Genomic DNA, 15,806 nt, shown 5'->3' with positions numbered 1-15,806 from the left:
CGGAGGCGCCGGTGTTTCGCAAACGAGACCAGCCCAGACTATGGCGCGCGACGTTCGCCGTCGTGGGCTGGACCGCGCTGGCGCTGCAATATCTGCTGATGGTCGCGCCGGTCCAGGGCTGGACGGTGCTGGAGCGGACGATCAACTACTTCAGCTTCTTCACCATCCTGACCAACATCCTGGTCGCCTTGGCCTTCACCGGTCCGCTGCTGGGCGAGGGCTCCAGACTGGGCCGGTGGAGCGCAGGCGAGGGCGTGCGCGCCGCCGTCGCCCTGTATATCGTGGTGGTCGGGGTGGTTTATCACTTCCTGCTGCACCCCTACTGGAACCCGACGGGCTGGTCCCTGATGGTCAATCTGGTGCTGCACTATGTCATGCCCGCCGCCTTCGTGCTGGACTGGCTGTGGCTCACGCCCAAGGGCCGGCTGCGCTGGATCGATCCGGTGAAATGGCTGGCGTTTCCGCTGATCTACGGCGGCTGGACCCTGATCCACGGGTTGGCGACGCACTGGTGGCCCTATGGGTTCGTGGATGTGGATGCGCTGGGGCTGGGCCGGGTGGTGGCGATCTTCGGCGGGCTGCTGGTCTTCTTTCTGATGGTCGGTCTGGGGCTGGTGGGGTTGGATCGGGTGTTCGGCCGCACGGGGCGTGACAGCGGGGCGCGAGCCGCCTAAGCCACGCCTCATGGCCTATAAATCCTTGCGTGACTTCATCCAGCAACTGGAAGCCGACGGCGAACTGGTGCGCGTGTCCGAGCCGGTCTCGACCGTGCTGGAGATGACCGAGATCCAGACCCGGCTGCTACGGAACGACGGCCCGGCGGTCCTGTTCGAAAAGCCGGTCATGCCGGACGGTTCGATCAGCCCCATCCCCTGCCTGGCCAATCTGTTCGGCACGGTGAAGCGGGTGGCGATGGGGGTGACGCTGGAGGGCAAGGCGCGCACCACGACGGCGGAACTGCGCGAGGTCGGCGAACTGCTGGCCTTCCTGAGGAATCCGACGCCGCCGCGCGGTCTGGGCGATGCAATGGAGATGCTGCCGCTGGCGCAGACCGTCATGTCGATGCGGCCCAAGACGGTGAAGAAGGCCCCGGTGCAGGAGGTGGTGCTGAAGGGCGACCGGATCGACCTGACCGCCCTGCCCGTCCAGTCGTGCTGGCCGGGCGAGCCTGCGCCCCTGATCACCTGGGGTCTGGTGGTGACGAAAGGCCCGTCGGACGACCGCGAGGACGACTTCAACCTGGGCATCTATCGGATGCAGGTGCTGGGCAAGGACAAGGCCATCATGCGCTGGCTGGCGCACCGGGGCGGGGCGCAACACTACGCCCGGCACAAGAAGACCGGAAAGCGCGAGCCCCTGCCCTGCGCCGTGGTTCTGGGCGCCGATCCGGGCACCATACTGGCGGCGGTGACGCCGGTGCCGGACACCCTGTCGGAATATCAGTTCGCCGGCCTGATGCGGGGCGCCAAGGCCGAGCTGGTTCCCTGCAAGACGGTGCCGCTGATGGTCCCGGCCCAGGCCGAGATCGTGCTGGAAGGCCATGTCCTGCTGGACGAGTTCGAGGACGAGGGACCGTATGGCGACCACACCGGCTATTACAACTCGGTCGAGAAGTTCCCGGTGTTCCAGGTCAGCGCCATCACCATGCGCAAAGACCCCATCTATCTGACCACCTTCACCGGGCGCCCGCCGGACGAGCCGAGCGTGCTGGGCGAGGCGCTGAACGAGGTCTTCATTCCCCTGCTGCGCCAGCAGTTCCCCGAGATCGTCGACTTCTGGCTGCCGCCCGAGGGGTGCAGCTACCGGATCGCGGTGGTGTCGATGAAGAAGGCCTATCCGGGCCACGCCAAGCGGGTGATGCTGGGCGTCTGGAGCTATCTGCGCCAGTTCATGTACACCAAATGGGTCATCGTCGTGGACGACGACATCGACGCCCGCGACTGGAAGGACGTCATGTGGGCCATCTCGACCAAGATGGACCCGGCGCGCGACATCACCGTGATCGAATCGACCCCCATCGACTATCTGGACTTCGCCAGCCCCGAGAGCGGTCTTGGCTCCAAGATCGGCCTGGACGCCACGGACAAATGGCCGCCCGAGACCAAGCGCGAATGGGGCGAGGAGATCCGCATGGATCAGGCCGTGGTCGACCGGGTTTCCGACCTATGGGACCGGCTGGGTTTGCCGGGTGACGGGACGCCGATCTGGAAATAGGTTCGACCTGATTTACGCCGGGGGGCGACGTGAGCGCATTCGAGTTTTTCTTCAGCTTCTATGGGCTGCTGCTGGGTCTGTCGGTGGCGGAGTTGGTGGGCGGTTTCGCGCGTGTCCTGCATGAGAAGGCGCGCATCCGGGTCGGCTGGCTGACGCCGCTGCTGGCTCTGTTCGTGGCCATCGACATCATCACCTTCTGGAACCAGGCCTGGGTCATATTTCGCGGCGCGCCCTTCAACACCTTCGTCCTGCTGGTCTCGCTGGCGGTCGCGGCGACCTTCTATGTGGCGGCCAGCGTCACCTTCCCGCGCGTCTCGGCCGAGGGACCAGGCGAGCGGATCGATCTGGACGAGCATTTCTGGAGCCATCGGCGTCTGGTTTTCGGCTGCGTCCTGGGCGCCAACCTGATCGTCGCCTTCGTCGTGATCGTCCTGGCGCAGTTGAATCCCGACTTCGCCCGGATTGCGAAGTCGGTGCGTCTGTGGGCGGGTGTGGCGATCTTCGTCGTCGGCACGACGACCGCCGCCTTCGCGCCGTGGCGGCGCGTAGCCATAGGCGCCCTGATCGCCGTGCTGCTTTACAGCCTGTGGGGCGTCGCGAATTCGGCGGTCATGCTGATCAAGGCCGGCGGCTGGGCGCCGGCGCTGGGCGGCGGCGGGTGATATCTTGTAACCCGAACGCAATCGGCCCACGAAGAGCCATGAAATCCTCTGTCCTGGTCACGGCCCTGATGGCCGCCCTTGCCTGTAGCGCGAGTTCCGCAATGTCACAGTCGCTTCCCAACGCCGCCCCCTGGGACCAACCCTTCCTGCCGCCGATCCTGCCGTGGAACGGGGCGTCCAAGGCCTTGTTGCGGGGCGCCAGCGATCCGTGGGTCACGGCGTTCGAGGCCGATCCGGCCCATGACTTCAGCCCCGACTATGCCGACACCCGCGCCTGGTTCGACCGGCTGGACCAGGCCAGCGACCTGATCCGCATCGAACAGTTCGGCGTCTCGCCCGAGGGGCGGCCCATCTATGCGGTGATCGCGTCCAAGGACGGGGCCACGTTCGATCCGGCCAAGCCCGTGCTGATGATCCAGGCCGGCATCCACCCCGGCGAGATCGACGGCAAGGACGCGGGCATGATGCTGCTTCGCGACATCGCCTTCTATGGCAAGGACGCCCTGCTGGACCGGGTGAACCTGATCCTGATCCCGATCCTGAGCGTGGACGGGCATGAGCGGGCGTCCGCCTATTCCCGCCCCAACCAGCGCGGGCCGCGCATCCAGGGCTGGCGCAACACCGCGACCAACCAGAACCTGAACCGCGACTATCTGAAGCTGGACCAGCCCGAGATGCGGGCCGTGCGCGGCCTGATCCTGAAATACCGGCCGGACCTGTATGTGGACGTCCACGTCACCGACGGCATGGATTACCAGTACGACGTCACCTTCGGCTTCAACGGCGAGGACGGGGCGTTCAGCCGGTCGCCTAATGGGTCACACTGGCTGGACACGGTGTTCAAGCCGGCGATGAACGCGGCGCTGGAGCGGCAGGGCCATATCCCCGGCGAACTGGTCTTCGGTCAGGACGACGACGATCCCAAGGCCGGGCTGAACGACGGCGGCCTGGGCGAACGCTATTCCAACGGCTGGGGCGCGGCGGCCCATGTACCGACCATCCTGATCGAGAACCACAGCCTGAAGCCGCACGAGCAGCGGGTGCTGGGCACATACGTCTTCATCGAGGAGGCGATGCGGCTGCTGGCCGACAAGGGTTCGGCGTTGCGGGCGGCGACCGATCAAGACAAGGCTCTGAGACCGGCGGAAATCCCCGCCAACTTCGAACAGGAGGCGACGCCCTCCTCCACCCGCCCGTTCCGCGGCGTGCTTTACGAAATGTACGACAGCCCCGCCTCGGGCCGGAAGGAAATCCGCTGGCTGGGCCGGCCCGATCCGGAGCTGTGGCGGATGCCCTTCTATGGCTCCAAGCCAACGCTGACGCTGAAGCGGCCGACCGCCTACTGGATCCCCGGCTACCGCACCGATCTGATCGAACGGCTGAAGGCGCACGTGATAGAGATGGAGACGTTGACGACGCCGCGCCACGTCGCGGTCGACATGCTGCGTCTGGTTTCGCCCAAACTGGCGACGCGCGCCAACGAGGGCCATGTGCAGGCCTCGGTCGAGACCGTCGAGGTCGAACGCCGCGACTGGACCTTCCCCCCCGGTTCGGTCCGCGTGCCGACCGACCAGCCGCTGGGCGACATCGTCGTTCTGCTGCTGGAGCCGCAGTCGAACGAGAGCTTCTTCGCCTGGGGCATGTTCCCCGAGGTCATGAGCCGGGTCGAATATATCGAGCCCTACGCCATCGCTCCCCTGGCCGAACGGATGCTGGCCGCCGATCCGGCGCTGAAGGCCGCCTTCGAGGCCAAGCTGGCGGCCGAACCCGTCTTCGCCGCCGATCCGCAGGCGCGTCTGGCCTGGTTCTACGAACGCACGCCCTTCTACGATGAGCGCTACCTGCTCTATCCGGTGGCGCGGGAGGACTGAGCGATGGAGGACGCGGTTGCGGCGGGCCGGGGCCTCCGCCATATCAGGGCATGACCGACACCCGCCTATCCGCCGATCTTCTTCATGACATCGTCCAAGCGGCCCTGAAGGCCGGCGCCGACGCGGCCGAGGCCGTCAGCGCCGACCGCCGCGCCCTGTCCGTGGGCGTCCGCAACGGCCGACTGGAAGATCTGGAACGCGAGGAATCGCGCGACCTTGGCCTGCGGGTCTTCGTGGGCCGGCGTCAGGCGTCGGTCTCGGCCTCGGACCTGTCGGCGGCGACCCAGGCGCGCTTGGTCGAACGGGCGGTGGCGATGGCGCGGCTGGCCCCGGAAGACCCCTATGCCGACCTGGCGCCGGACGACCGACTGGCGCGCGGCCCCCTGCCCGATCTCGATCTCTACGACCCCATCGAGCCGAGCGCCGAGACGATGGAGCGCCGGTCGGCCGAGGCCGAGGCCGCCGCCCTGGCCGTGCCCGGCGTGGCGCGGTCCGAAGGCGGGCACGCCGCCTGGTCGTCCAGTCGCTGGCGGTTGGTCACGTCGCACGGGTTCGACGGCGCCTATCAGGGGTCGGCCTTCTCTCTGGGCGTCGGCGTCATCGCCGAAAAGGACGGCGCGATGGAGCGGGGCGGCGAAAGCCGGTCCACCCGTCACCTGTCGGACCTGCCCGGCGCGGAGGCCATCGGCCGCGTGGCCGGGGAACGGGCCGCCGCCCGCGTCGGGGCGCGCAAGATCGCCTCGACCACCGCGCCGGTCATCTTCGACAACCGGATGGCGGGCCAGATCGTGTCGCCGGCCATCGGCGCCATTTCCGGCCCGTCGATCGCGCGCGGCACCTCGTTCCTGAAGGACCGCATGGGTCAGCGCGTCTTCGCCGAGGGCGTCAGCCTGATCGACGATCCGTTCCGGCCGCGCGGGATGGGATCGACCCCCTTCGACGACGAAGGCGCAATGGTTCAGAAGCGCGCCCTGTTCGACGACGGCGTCCTGACGACCTGGCTGCTGAACAGCGCCTCGGCCCGGCAACTGGGCCTTGAGACGACCGGCCACGCCTCGCGCGGACTGGCGGGACCGCCCGGTGTCTCGACGCACAATCTGCACATGGAGCCGGGCGAAAAAGATCTGGCCGGTCTGATGGCCGATGCAGGGATGGGCCTTCTGGTGACATCCATGTTCGGACCGTCGCTGAACGGCAATACGGGCGACTGGTCCGCCGGGGTCTCGGGCTTCTGGTTCGAGGACGGTCAGATCGCCTATCCCGTCAACGAGGTGACGGTCGCGGGAAAGCTGACGGATCTTTACCTTCGGATGGTGCGCGGGTCTGACCTGGAGTTCCGAGGCGCCTTCAACACGCCCAGCCTGATGTTCGATGCGGTGGCCATCGCGGGCAAATGATCGACCTGCACGCCGACCTCGACCTGATCCGCCAGGCGGCCATCGACGCCGGGGCGCTGGCCATCGCCGAGCGTGAGGCGGGGCTGAAGATCGAGTCCAAGGTCGGCGGGTCGCCTGTCACCAGCGGCGATCTGAAGGTCGACGCCCTGTTGAAGGACCGGCTGCTGGCCGCGCGCCCCGACTATGGCTGGTTATCGGAAGAGACGGCGGATTCGCCAGACCGGCTGTCCAAGCGGCGTATCTTCGTCGTCGATCCGATCGACGGCACCGTGGCCTATATGAAGCGCAATCCTTGGTGGTGCGTGCCCATCGCCGTAGTCGAGGACGGAGCGGTGGCGGCCGCCGTCATCCATGCGCCCGAAGTCGAGGAGACCTATGTGGCTGTGCGCGGCGGCGGAGCGCGACGCAACGGCCGGCCCATCCAGGCGTCGGACCTGGACACGCTGGAGGACGCCTCCATCCTGGGCGACGCGCGGCTGATCGAGGCGCCGTTTTTCGACGAACCCTGGCCGCCGATGCGGTTCGAGAAGCGCAACGCCCTGGCCTATCGCATGGCCCTGGTGGCGGCCGGCGCCTTCGACGCGGCCCTGGCCCTGACGCCCAAATGGGACTGGGACGTGGCGGCGGGCTGCCTGATCGCCGAAGAGGCCGGCGCCAAGGTCAGCGATCACCACGGCCGGCCCTGGCGGTTCAACCGGCCCGACCCGCGCCAGGCCAGCCTGGTCTGCGCGGCCCCCGCGCTGCAGCCTTTGATCGTGCAGCGGTGTAAAAACGTGCCGCTTTCGCTCTGAGGCGAGGGCGAAAACCCCCGCAAAGATTGATCCTGAGGCGTTCTGGGCCTAAGTCGCGCGTCAAGGACCTCCCCAGCCTCAGGATTTTCGATGACCGACCAGAACGCCGCCGCGCCGCAACTTCTGCACCTCGTGATCGGCGGCGAGCTTCGCCACCTGGGCGAGCCGACCTTCCGCGACCTGTCGCAGGTCGAATTCGTCGGCGCCTTCGGCAGCTATGACGAGGCCAAGAAGGCGTGGAAGGCCCGCGCCCAGGCCACCGTCGACAACGCCCACATGCGCTATTTCATCCTGCACGCCCACAAGCTGATCGATCCGCGCGGCGACGCGGCCTGATCCTGCGACATCGGGGCGTCCGAACCGGCGCCCCGATCCGACGTTTCAATCTGTATGCGAGGACGACGATGAATCTTGAACCGCAACAGACCTTTCAACTGATCAGCCTGCTGGCCGTGCTGGCGCTGTTCAGTTTTTCGCTGCGCGACAAGATGAACTATGCGCGCTGGTTCAAGAAGTGGGAAGCCGATCGCAAGGCCCGGCGCGACGCCGAACTGGCCGCCGAGGCCCGCGAGCGCGGCGAAGGCGACAAGACCGGCCCCTGGGGCTGAGGCCCCCTACTCCCGCCGCAGCAGTTTGTCGGTCAGCAAGGTGCCCCACCAGCCCGCCTTGAACTCGGCCCGGATGGCCTTTGGGTCGTATTCGGGGCTGTCGATCCAGTCGATGAAGCTGATCCCGCGCGGTTCGACCTCGTCGACGTATTTCTCCAGCGTATAGTCCAGCACGCCCGTCAGGCCCTCGCGCGAGTGCAGGTATTTCTTGGACAGCTGTTTCATGGCGACCGAGATCGGCTCGCCCAGATGGAAGTGACGATAGAAGACCGCCATCATCCCCGCCCGGTCCGCGCCTGACTTGCAGTGGATCAGCACCGGATATTCGATGGTTTCAAACAGGTCGCGGGCGCGGTGGATGCGGTCGCGTTGCGGCGGATCGCGCGAATCCAGCGGGGCGTCGATCAGGGTCAGGCCCAGACGTTCGCAGGCCTGTTTCTCCAGCCAGTAATAGCCCTCGTCGCGTTCGCCCCGCAGGTTGATGACGGTCCTGACGCCCTTTGACTTCCAATAGGCCAACTGGCGCGGCGACGGCTGATTGGTGCGCACCAGGTCCGGTCCCAGCCAGTGGGCGTTGGAGAAGGCCAGGCGCAGGAACGCATGGTCGGCCCAGAAATAGTGCCAATGCGCCTTGAAGCGGCCCATCGTCGTGGTGAGATCGAAACGCGACATGGAGGCCAGATAGCGGTCCGGGGCCGCCGCGTCATCCTCCGCCGACGGCCGGGGCCGCGCGCGTTTGCGGCGTGCGGTTTTCTGTCCTGAAAATGAAGACTGAGGCGGCGACGATCAGGGCCGCCCCCGGCCAGAACCACGGCGACGGCGTCTGGCCCAGCAGCGACCAGCCGATCAGGCCGGCCAGCGGCGCCTTCAGGTCCGCGAATGGCTGGAGATAGGCCGCGTCCGCCCGCTTGTAGGCCCAAGCCAGTAGATATTGCGCCGCCGCCGTCAGACCGCCCAGGCCCAGTAGCAGCAGAAGCCCGATCCCTTGCGGCAGGGCGAACGGCAGGCCCGTCGCCACGCCCGCCGGCAGGACGAAGGCGAAGGCGTTGGCCAACAGCAGGATGGCCAGATGGTTAGGCGTGATCAGCACCAGCAGCGAGACGGTCAGGGTCTCGGGACTTTCGTCGCGCGCCAGGGCCTTGGTCAGGACGTCGGTGGCGGCCCACAGGGCGGCGGCCAGGATCGGCGTCAGCGCGGGCCAGTCCAGCCGCTCGGCCCCGACGCCGGACACCACCACCGCGCCGATGAATCCGGCCAGGGCGGCGCCGAGCCGGGCGCCCGACACCCGCTCGCCCAGGAACAGGGTCGAGCCGACGATGACGAACAGCGGCCCGGTAGCCAGCAGCGTCACCATCTGCCAGATCGGCACGCCCGAGGCGAAGCCATAGACGAACACATGCACCCCCAGGGCCGAGGCGAAGGCTCGGGCCTGGTGCGCCAGCGGATGGCGGGTCTTCAGCTTGCCCAGCCCGATCCGCATCACGACCGGCGCCATCAGCGCCGAGGCGATCAGATATTGCCAGAAGGCCATGCCGGTCGAACTCATGCCGAACTGCTGCGGCAGGATCGACTGAAGCGTGTTCGCGGCGGCGAACACCAGGCTGGCCGACAGCATCGACAGCGCGCCCATGGAGGCGGCGACGGAGCCGGGCGAGGAAATCTGGTTCAATGGTCGTCCTTTCCGTAACCAGCTTCCCCAGGGTTACGGGCGACGACGCGCCGACCCGCCGCCCGGCGAAAGGCGGCGCACGCCGACGTGGCGCGTGATCCCGTTCTCTTTCATCCGGACTATACCGTCGGCCCCGGAATCACACCGGATCTGCTGACCTCTCTAAGCGGGAGAGCGCTCGCGGGCTTGGCGTCGCCGCCTTACCGCCGGTGGGGAATCGCACCCCGCCCTGAGAACAACGCGGGCGAACCCGCGACCTCTAATTAGAAAAGCTATGCGGCCTCTTCAACCGTCCACGCGTTCGGGCGTTGGATTTTACCCCGCCGTCTGGAGCGAGGACGCGCCGGGCGGAACCCTAATCCGCGCCGACGAACCGGGGCGCCTACTGGTCCCGGCGCCCGACAAGCCTTGACTTGAAGGACGGCTCGGACGACCGAAGGCCGATGAGCGAACCCGCCCCCTCCATGCCCCTTCGCGCCCTGCTGGCGCGGATCTGGCGTGACTATCTGAGCAGCCACAAGGGATCGCTGATCCTGTCGATCCTGTGCGCGGCGACGACGGGCCTGTTGACCGCCGCCCTGCTGAAACTGCTGGAGCCGGCCGTGAACGGTCTGTTCCTGGGCGGGGATCAGCCGATCGAACTGTTCGGACGGTTCCGCTTTCCCGCCGATCAGGCCCTGATCGTCATACCCGCCGCCATCCTGGGCGTGGCGGTGGTGCGGACCCTGGCGGCCATCGGACAGGCGGCTCTGGTCAACCGCCTGGGCCACACCATCGTCGGCGACATCCAGATTCGGCTGTTCGGGGCCATGATCCGGGCGGACCTGGCGCGGCTGCGCAGCCAGCATTCCGGCGGCTTCGTTTCCTCGGTGCTGTTCGACGCCAATCTGGTGCGAGAGGCCTTTACGTCGGGCGTGGTCAACTACACCCAGAACCTGCTGACCCTGGTCGCCGTGCTGATCTACATGGGGTTCATCGACTGGCAGCTGACCGTGGTGGTTCTGCTGGGCGTGCCGCTGGTGGCGCTGGTGCTGCGCCGGTTCGGCCGCAAGACGCGCAAGGCGGCCGTGGGGGCCATGGCCGAGACCGAGAACCTGTCCACCGCCCTGATGGAGAATCTGGACGGGGTTCGCCTGATCAAGATCGAGAACCGCGAGGCGGCCGAGCAGGATCGCGTCGCCGAGGTGATCGCGCGCCGCCAGCGCCACGTCATCAAGGGCGCCGACGCCCGCGCCTTCGCCGGTCCGTCCAGCGACATGGTGGCCTATGTCGTCGTCGCCGCCGTCATGGCCTACGCCGGATGGCGGGCGCAGTCGGGCGAGATGACGGTGGGCGGGTTCGCCGCCTTCATCGGCCTGTTGCTGGCGGCGGGCCAGTCGCTGCGGCAAGTGACCAATCTGGCCACGGTGATGAGCGAGGGCTTCGCCGCCGCGCGCCGCCTGTTCGCCGCCCTGGACATCCAGCCGGAAATCCGCGAGGCGACGGACGCCGCCCCCCTGCCGCCGGGAGCGGTCGAGGTGGCGCTGGAGCGCGTGTCGTTCGCCTATGCCGGGACGGACGCGCCGACGCTGGATGACGTGTCCCTGCGCGTCGCGCCGGGCGAGACGGTGGCGCTGGTCGGGCCGTCGGGCGGCGGCAAGAGCACGATCCTGAGCCTGCTTCCGCGTTTCTATGATGTGACCGGCGGGGCGGTGACGATCAACGGACGCGACGTGCGGTCCCTGCGTATCCACGACCTGCGCGACCACATCGCCCTGGTGACGCAGGAGCCCTTCCTGTTCGACGACACCATCGCGGCCAACATCGCCTATGGCCGGCCGGGCGCGACGCAGGAACAGATCGAGGAGGCCGCCCGGTCCGCCGCCGCCCACGACTTCATCACGGCCCTGCCCGACGGCTACGACACCCGCGCGGGCGAGGCGGGCCTGCGCCTGTCGGGCGGTCAGCGCCAGCGCATCGCCATAGCCCGTGCCTTTTTAAAGGACGCGCCGATCCTGCTGCTGGACGAGGCGACCAGCGCCCTGGACACCGAGAGCGAGGCCCTGGTGCAGGCGGCGCTGGAACGGCTGATGGAGGGGCGCGCCACCCTGATGATCGCCCACCGCCTGTCGACCGTGAAGAACGCCAACCGCATCTATGTGATCGAGGCAGGCAAGGTGGTCGAAGAGGGATCACACGACGCCTTGGTGGCCCGTGGCGGCCTCTACTCCCGTCTGGCGCGTCAGCAGTCGCTGGACGGCGCGCCGGTCGAGGTGGGGACCGTGGCGTGAGGCCGCTTCGCAATCCTGTCGTCCAGTCGGCCCTGGCCTGGACGCTGGCGAAGTGGATGCAGTTCTGCTTTTCCACGATCCGCTGGACCCACGAGAACCAACAGGCCGCCGAGGCGGTGTGGGCGCAGGGCGGCGGGGTGCTGTGCGTCTTCTGGCATTCGCGCATCGGCCTGTCGCCGACGTGCTGGCCGCTGGATCGGGCGCAGCCGGCCAAGGCCCTGATCTCGCTGTCCGCCGACGGAGAGTTCATCGCCAAGGCCGTGGCGCGTCAGGGCTTTCCCGCCGTGCGTGGATCGTCGACCAACAAGGACAAGGCGGAAAAGGCCAAGGGCGGAACCCAGGCCCTCCGCGACGGGCTGAAACAATTGAAGCTCGGCGCCCTGGCCATCACCCCCGACGGCCCGCGCGGCCCCGCCAATGTGATGGCCGAGGGTCTGCCGCTGATGGCCAAGCTGTCCAAGGCGCCGGTGCTGTTCATCGGCCTGTCGTGCAGCCCGGCGATCCGGCTGAACAGCTGGGACAAGGCGGTCCTGCCCCTGCCCTTCGGCAAGGGCGCCATCGTCTGGGACCGGGCCGACTATCCCGAAGGCGCCGAGATCGCCGAAGTGGTCGCCGACTGGACGCCGCGCCTGAACGCCGTCGAGGCGCGGGCGGACGCCATCACGGGCCTGAAACCGTGACGCCCCTGCCTCTGATCGCTTATCGCTTGGCGACCCGCGCGCTGGAGCCGCTGGCCCCGCGCCTGCTGGACGCGCGCGCGCGACGGGGCAAGGAAGACCCGGTGCGGGTGGACGAACGGATGGGCTTCACCCGCGTCGAACGCCCGGACGGCGATCTGGTCTGGCTGCACGGGGTCAGCGTGGGCGAGAGCCTGTCGCTGCTGCCCGTGGTCGAGCGGTTCGTGAAGGCGCGGCCGGATCTGACCGTGCTGGTCACGTCCGGCACCGTGACCTCGGCGCGGATTTTGGCGCAGCGACTGCCGGCGGGGGTGATCCACCAGTATGCGCCGGTCGATGCGCCAGGGGTCGTGGCCCGGTTCCTGGATCACTGGCGCCCGGCGCTGGCGGTGTTCGTCGAGAGCGAACTGTGGCCCAACCTGCTGCTGGAGGCGCATCGGCGCGGCGTGAAGCTGGCCCTGGTCAGCGCGCGGATCACCGAAAAGACGGTCGAGGGCTGGGCGCGGTTTCCGGCCTCGGCGCGGGCGGTGACGGGGGCGTTCGACCTGGTCCTTCCCCAGGACGCGGCCTCGGCCCGGCGGCTGGAGACGATGGGTGCGCGGATCGATGGTCTGGTGAACCTGAAACTGTCGGGCGAGGCCCTGCCGCACGACGCCGCCGCCTTCAGCCGCCTGTCCGCCGCCATCGGCGACCGGCCGGTGATCGTCGCCGCCAGCACCCACGAGGGCGAGGAGATCGCCATCGTGCGCGCCCTGGACGGTCTGGACGACCGGGTGTGCCTGATCCTGACGCCCCGTCACCCCGAGCGCGGGCCGCATATCGCGCAAGGTCTGGCGCGCGAGGGTTACGCCTTCGCCATGCGGTCGCGCGGGGAAACCATCGGGCCGGACACCGACATCTATCTGGCCGACACCCTGAACGAGATGGGGCTGTTCCTGCGGCTGGCCGATGTGGTGGTCATGGGCGGATCGTTCGCCCCGGCGCTGGGCCTGCCGCCGGTCGGGGGGCACAATCCGCTGGAGCCGGCGCGGCTGGGGCGGCCCGCGATCACGGGGCCGGACGCCTCGAACTGGGCGCCGGTGACGGCGGCGCTGAACAGCGCGGGCGGCCTGACGCTGGTTCAGGCGCCGTCCGACCTGGCGGCGACCGTCGCGCCCCTGCTGGCGGACCCTGCGGCGGCCAAGGCGATGGGCGAGCGCGCGCGGCGGGCGGCGGCCGAGGCCGGCGGCGGGCTGGACCGGCTGTGGGCCGCGCTGCAGCCGCTGACGCCGCCCCCGGCGCCGAAGCGGGCTGGGCGATGAAGCTGAACACCCCCCGCTGGTGGTATGTGCGCGACAGCAACCACGCCCGAATGACGCGCACCGCGTTGAAGCCGCTGGGCTGGATCTGGGCCGCCGTGACCGCGCGTCGGATCGCGCGGGCGGCGCCGGTCGATCCGGGCTGCGCCGTGGTCTCGGTCGGCAATCTGACGGTCGGCGGATCGGGCAAGACGCCGGTGGCGCGCGAGACCTTGCGGTTGCTGCGCGCGGCGGGCGTGGAGGCGTACGGCCTGTCGCGCGGATACGGCGGGCGGCAGGAGGGGCCGATCCGGGTCGATCCGAACGTCCACACGGCCGAAGATGTCGGGGACGAACCGCTGATGCTGGCGCAGGGGTCGCCGGTCTGGATCGCGCGCGATCGCGTGGCGGGCGCAAGGGCCGCCGTCGCGGACGGGGCACAGGCTCTGGTGCTGGACGACGGCCATCAGAACCCGGCCCTGAAGAAGACCGTCAGCCTGATCGTCGTGGACGGCGAGACGCGCGGCGACGAATGGCCGTTCGGGGATGGGTCGGTGTTCCCCTCGGGCCCGATGAGGGAGCCGCTGAAGGCCGGGCTGGCGCGGGCCGACGCCGTGGTGATCATGCTGCCGACCGATGTGGAGGCGGCCGATCCCGAGTTGCTGGCGGTGTTCGCCGGCCTGCCCGTCTTCGTCGCCCGCCTGACGCCCGAGGGGCCGCCGCCGTCGGGGCCGCAGGTCGGGTTCGCCGGCATCGCCAAGCCGTGGAAGGTCGAACGGTCGCTGAAGGCGGCGGGCTGCGACCTGGTCGACTTCGTCCCCTTCCCCGACCATGCGGCCTATAGCGCCGAGACCATGCGGTTCCTGACCGACCGCGCAGCCGTCTATGACGCCGGACTGGTGACGACGGAGAAGGACTGGGTTCGTCTGACGCCCGACCAGCGCGCGGACGTCACCGCCTGGCCGGTCGTCGCCCGGTTCGAGGACGAGGCGGCTTTCACCGCCTTTCTGACCGACCGGATTCAGTCGGCGCGATAGACCACGCCGGACTTCATCACGAACTTCATCCGCTCCAGCTCGGTCACGTCGCTCAGCGGATCGCCCGAGACGGCGACGAGGTCGGCGGGCATGCCGGGCGCGATCTTCCCGGCCTCGTTCGAAATTCGCAGGTGTTCGGCGGCGCCGACGGTGGCGGCCTGAATCGCTTCCAACGGGGTCAGGCCGGCGCGCACCAGAAGCGCGAACTCCTGGGCGTTGTCTCCGTGGGCCGAGACGCCGGAATCGGTGCCGAAGGCGATCTTCACCCCGCCCTCGTGCGCGCGGCGGGCCATGTCCAGCATCTTGGGAGCGGCCTCAAGCGCCTTGGCCGTCTGGGCCGGTGTGAAGAAGTTGTCGGGGCCCGACGCGATGCGGGCGACGAAATCCCCGGCCAGCAGCGTGGGCACCAACCAGGCGCCGTTCGCCTTGAACAGGCGGATGGACTGGTCGTCCAGATAGGTGCCGTGTTCGATGGAATCGCCGCCGGCTCGCAGGAAGGCGTTGATGCCGTCCACGCCGTGGGCGTGCGCCGTCACCTGGCGGCCCATGCGGTGGGCGCTGCCGACGATGGCGGCCAGTTCGTCGTCGCTGAACTGCTGGTTCAGGCCCGCGGCGGTGTTGGACAGGACGCCGCCCGTCGCCGTGATCTTGATGATGTCCGCCCCGGCGCGGACCTGGGTGCGGACGGCGCGCATGCAGTCCTCAGGCCCCGAACAGATGCTTTCGGACGACAGCAGGTGCATGACGTCCTCACGATAGCCGTTGATGTCGCCGTGCCCGCCGTGGATCGACACGGCCGAGCCGGCGGCGATGATGCGCGGGCCGGGCACGTCGCCGCGCCGAACCGCCTCGCGCAGGGCGAAGATGGCCTCGTTGCTCGCGCCCAGGTCCGCCACGGTGGTGAAGCCCGCCATCAGTGTGCGGCGGGCGTAGCGGGCGCCGACCATGGCCTGATCGGCATCGGACAGGGTCACTTCCTCCAGACGCGAGTTGGGGTTCTGCTGACCGGTCAGATGGACGTGACTGTCGATCAGTCCGGGCAGGACGAAGGCCTGGCGCAGGTCGATCACCCGCCCCTGTGCGGCGTCGCCCACGAAGCCGTCGCGCACTTCGACGACTTGGTTCCCTCTGATCACGAGAGTTTTACTGCGCTGCACAACGCCCGTCGACGGATCGGCCAGAAGACGACCCGCTTCAACAAACGTCGGACTACCAGGGTCGGAAATTCCAATCGTGGTGGGGGTTTGGTGCGCGAACGCATCCGTGGTGGTCGCGGCCAGCGCCATCAAGGCCAGCCCCAGAATCTTGATCATATCATCCCCAAGGGGCGCTG

15 protein-coding genes and 1 riboswitch are annotated in these 15,806 nt (G+C 68.6%); of the genes, 12 read left to right on the top strand and 3 right to left on the bottom strand.

Annotation, left to right across the window (positions count from 1 at the left end):
* Positions 1 to 11 precede the first annotated feature (11 nt).
* The 8 genes from ACWPV3_RS08090 to ACWPV3_RS08055 all read left to right on the top strand — a co-directional run bounded on the left by ACWPV3_RS08090 (position 12) and on the right by ACWPV3_RS08055 (position 7,543).
* Entirely contained in the window at positions 12 to 674 is a 663-nt protein-coding gene (locus ACWPV3_RS08090) for a Pr6Pr family membrane protein (protein ID WP_453977539.1), read from the top strand.
* Positions 675 to 684: 10 nt separating this feature from the next.
* Entirely contained in the window at positions 685 to 2,214 is a 1,530-nt protein-coding gene (locus tag ACWPV3_RS08085) for a UbiD family decarboxylase (RefSeq protein WP_453977538.1), read from the top strand.
* 29 nt (positions 2,215 to 2,243) lie between these two features.
* Positions 2,244 to 2,876 carry a hypothetical protein gene (locus ACWPV3_RS08080; protein ID WP_312734999.1) on the top strand — a complete coding sequence of 211 codons (633 nt, stop codon included), beginning with the start codon at positions 2,244 to 2,246 and terminating at the stop codon, positions 2,874 to 2,876.
* 101 nt (positions 2,877 to 2,977) lie between these two features.
* A complete protein-coding gene (locus ACWPV3_RS08075; protein ID WP_453977537.1) occupies positions 2,978 to 4,747 on the top strand; it encodes a M14 family metallopeptidase in 1,770 nt (589 codons plus the stop codon).
* A gap of 50 nt (positions 4,748 to 4,797) precedes the next feature.
* On the top strand, positions 4,798 to 6,144 hold the full coding sequence (locus ACWPV3_RS08070) for a TldD/PmbA family protein (protein ID WP_453977536.1): 1,347 nt from the start codon (positions 4,798 to 4,800) through the stop codon (positions 6,142 to 6,144).
* Positions 6,141 to 6,935 (top strand): 3'(2'),5'-bisphosphate nucleotidase CysQ, encoded by a 795-nt coding sequence (locus ACWPV3_RS08065; protein WP_453977535.1) that lies wholly within the window; start codon positions 6,141 to 6,143, stop codon positions 6,933 to 6,935. Before ACWPV3_RS08070 ends, ACWPV3_RS08065 begins: the two co-directional genes overlap by 4 nt.
* A gap of 90 nt (positions 6,936 to 7,025) precedes the next feature.
* Positions 7,026 to 7,271 (top strand): DUF4170 domain-containing protein, encoded by a 246-nt coding sequence (locus tag ACWPV3_RS08060; protein ID WP_292087281.1) that lies wholly within the window; start codon positions 7,026 to 7,028, stop codon positions 7,269 to 7,271.
* A 68-nt stretch (positions 7,272 to 7,339) separates the two neighbouring features.
* Complete coding sequence (locus tag ACWPV3_RS08055; protein WP_087119832.1) at positions 7,340 to 7,543, top strand: hypothetical protein; 204 nt, start codon at positions 7,340 to 7,342, stop codon at positions 7,541 to 7,543.
* Between the two features lie 6 nt (positions 7,544 to 7,549).
* Here ACWPV3_RS08055 and ACWPV3_RS08050 read toward each other — a convergent pair whose 3' ends face one another.
* Together ACWPV3_RS08050 and ACWPV3_RS08045 are read right to left on the bottom strand one after the other, a co-directional pair.
* Complete coding sequence (locus ACWPV3_RS08050; protein ID WP_453977534.1) at positions 7,550 to 8,215, bottom strand: fused DSP-PTPase phosphatase/NAD kinase-like protein; 666 nt, start codon at positions 8,213 to 8,215, stop codon at positions 7,550 to 7,552.
* A gap of 31 nt (positions 8,216 to 8,246) precedes the next feature.
* Entirely contained in the window at positions 8,247 to 9,212 is a 966-nt protein-coding gene (locus ACWPV3_RS08045) for a DMT family transporter (RefSeq protein WP_453977533.1), read from the bottom strand.
* Positions 9,213 to 9,310: 98 nt separating this feature from the next.
* Positions 9,311 to 9,453, bottom strand: a riboswitch (FMN riboswitch).
* A 202-nt stretch (positions 9,454 to 9,655) separates the two neighbouring features.
* Between ACWPV3_RS08045 and ACWPV3_RS08040 the strand changes: the two genes are divergently transcribed.
* Genes ACWPV3_RS08040 through lpxK form a run of 4 tightly spaced genes read left to right on the top strand, consistent with a single transcriptional unit; the run spans position 9,656 to position 14,473 of the window.
* On the top strand, positions 9,656 to 11,482 hold the full coding sequence (locus tag ACWPV3_RS08040; protein WP_453977532.1) for an ABC transporter ATP-binding protein: 1,827 nt from the start codon (positions 9,656 to 9,658) through the stop codon (positions 11,480 to 11,482).
* Positions 11,479 to 12,162 carry a lysophospholipid acyltransferase family protein gene (locus ACWPV3_RS08035; RefSeq protein WP_453977531.1) on the top strand — a complete coding sequence of 228 codons (684 nt, stop codon included), beginning with the start codon at positions 11,479 to 11,481 and terminating at the stop codon, positions 12,160 to 12,162. Before ACWPV3_RS08040 ends, ACWPV3_RS08035 begins: the two co-directional genes overlap by 4 nt.
* Positions 12,159 to 13,460 (top strand): 3-deoxy-D-manno-octulosonic acid transferase, encoded by a 1,302-nt coding sequence (locus ACWPV3_RS08030; RefSeq protein WP_453977530.1) that lies wholly within the window; start codon positions 12,159 to 12,161, stop codon positions 13,458 to 13,460. Before ACWPV3_RS08035 ends, ACWPV3_RS08030 begins: the two co-directional genes overlap by 4 nt.
* Positions 13,457 to 14,473, top strand: coding sequence for a tetraacyldisaccharide 4'-kinase (gene lpxK / locus ACWPV3_RS08025; protein ID WP_453978513.1), 1,017 nt, complete (start codon positions 13,457 to 13,459; stop codon positions 14,471 to 14,473). The genes ACWPV3_RS08030 and lpxK overlap by 4 nt, the downstream gene beginning before the upstream one ends.
* Here lpxK and ACWPV3_RS08020 read toward each other — a convergent pair.
* Positions 14,458 to 15,786 (bottom strand): amidohydrolase family protein, encoded by a 1,329-nt coding sequence (locus ACWPV3_RS08020; RefSeq protein WP_453977529.1) that lies wholly within the window; start codon positions 15,784 to 15,786, stop codon positions 14,458 to 14,460. The two genes, lpxK and ACWPV3_RS08020, sit on opposite strands and share 16 nt — an antisense overlap.
* Positions 15,787 to 15,806 lie beyond the last annotated feature (20 nt).

It is taken from the genome of Brevundimonas sp. Marseille-Q4549, from assembly GCF_976940555.1.
The sequence above is the reverse complement of the archived record's forward strand: the minus strand, read 5'-3'. Positions and strand labels throughout refer to the sequence as shown.

Bases quoted from the DNA above. Each gene is read 5' to 3' on its own strand.
- ACWPV3_RS08085 (WP_453977538.1), top strand. From the start codon at position 685: ATGGCCTATAAATCCTTGCGTGACTTCATCCAGCAACTGGAAGCCGAC.
- ACWPV3_RS08075 (WP_453977537.1), top strand. From the start codon at position 2,978: ATGTCACAGTCGCTTCCCAACGCCGCCCCCTGGGACCAACCCTTCCTG.
- ACWPV3_RS08070 (WP_453977536.1), top strand. From the start codon at position 4,798: ATGACCGACACCCGCCTATCCGCCGATCTTCTTCATGACATCGTCCAA.
- ACWPV3_RS08065 (WP_453977535.1), top strand. From the start codon at position 6,141: ATGATCGACCTGCACGCCGACCTCGACCTGATCCGCCAGGCGGCCATC.
- ACWPV3_RS08060 (WP_292087281.1), top strand. From the start codon at position 7,026: ATGACCGACCAGAACGCCGCCGCGCCGCAACTTCTGCACCTCGTGATC.
- ACWPV3_RS08055 (WP_087119832.1), top strand. From the start codon at position 7,340: ATGAATCTTGAACCGCAACAGACCTTTCAACTGATCAGCCTGCTGGCC.
- ACWPV3_RS08050 (WP_453977534.1), bottom strand. From the start codon at position 8,215: ATGTCGCGTTTCGATCTCACCACGACGATGGGCCGCTTCAAGGCGCAT.
- ACWPV3_RS08040 (WP_453977532.1), top strand. From the start codon at position 9,656: ATGAGCGAACCCGCCCCCTCCATGCCCCTTCGCGCCCTGCTGGCGCGG.
- lpxK (WP_453978513.1), top strand. From the start codon at position 13,457: ATGAAGCTGAACACCCCCCGCTGGTGGTATGTGCGCGACAGCAACCAC.
- ACWPV3_RS08020 (WP_453977529.1), bottom strand. From the start codon at position 15,786: ATGATCAAGATTCTGGGGCTGGCCTTGATGGCGCTGGCCGCGACCACC.